The organism is Microcoleus sp. PH2017_24_DOB_U_A (assembly GCF_020738205.1).
Classification (GTDB): domain Bacteria; phylum Cyanobacteriota; class Cyanobacteriia; order Cyanobacteriales; family Microcoleaceae; genus Microcoleus.
This window is the reverse complement of sequence record NZ_JAEQCT010000109.1, coordinates 12,146-13,127: the sequence shown is the minus strand read 5'-3', so window position 1 is coordinate 13,127 and position 982 is coordinate 12,146. Positions and strand designations below refer to the sequence as shown.

The 982-nt window shown below is 43.9% G+C and carries 1 protein-coding gene; it reads right to left on the bottom strand.

Features of this window, described 5'->3' with window-relative positions; genetic code table 11:
* Positions 1–111: 111 nt before the first annotated feature.
* Positions 112–729 carry a transposase gene (locus tag JGK07_RS26810; protein ID WP_293186735.1) on the bottom strand — a complete coding sequence of 206 codons (618 nt, stop codon included), beginning with the start codon at positions 727–729 and terminating at the stop codon, positions 112–114.
* Positions 730–982: the final 253 nt, after the last annotated feature.

Sequence of the window (982 nt, the reverse complement as noted above, 5' to 3'; positions counted from 1 at the left end):
TAGGGGCGGGCTAGAAGCCCACCCCACAAGATTTTTTGTGGCACAGGCATCTTGCCTGTGAAAGTGCTTGTGGCACAGGCATCTTGCCTGTGACAAATAAAAGGACAGACACTAACCTTCAGATATTTGACAGAAAAAAGGATATTCGTCTGGAGTCAAACAAAGACCAGCTTTGACAGGATTTTGCCTGATATATTCCCAAAAACCATCAAATTCTCCTTCATCTCTGACTATTCGGTCATGTCGCTCATCTTGCCAGACAGTACCGATATGCTTCATCACCTTCGGAATTTGCTTAGAACTGTAGCTTTTCATACTGTGCATAATGCTGCTGAGCGACCAAAATTTATCCTTCGACTTTGGCAAAGGCTGAATTAACATATGCACATGATCTGGCATTACAACCAAGCAAAACACCTCATACCTTTTTTTGTCAAAAAAGTTGCAAGCATTAAAAACTACTTGTTGAGCTGCCGGAGTCAATTCTAGCTTTTCCCAAGTATTAAAAGTAATGAAATAGACCGATCCATCTAACTCCCAATGAGGTAAATTCCTATAAGTAATTTTCAACTTTGGTTCCACCAAAGATTGATAATTGTTGGTGGGGTGGGCATCTTGCCCGCCCAGCCTAGAAACCGACTTCATCACAGATTGATACTTGTTGCTGGGATGGGCATCTTGCCCGCCCAACTGCTGATTGCTTCCCTGACTCAAATTTCTATGAATCATACTACTACTTCGTACAATCACAACTTAATATAAAATAGCTTTAACCAGGGAAGAGGTCAATACCACATCTTGCCTGTGACAAAGATTGGGGCGGGCTAGAAGCCCACCCCACAAGATTTTTTGTGGCACAGGCATCTTGCCTGTGACAAAGATTGGGGCGGGCTAGAAGCCCACCCCACAAGATTTTTTGTGGCACAGGCATCTTGCCTGTGACGGGCTAGAAGCCCACCCCACAAGATTTTTTGTGGCACAG

Excerpts from the sequence above, each read along its gene's own strand:
- JGK07_RS26810 (WP_293186735.1), bottom strand. The coding sequence starts at position 729 with ATGATTCATAGAAATTTGAGTCAGGGAAGCAATCAGCAGTTGGGCGGG.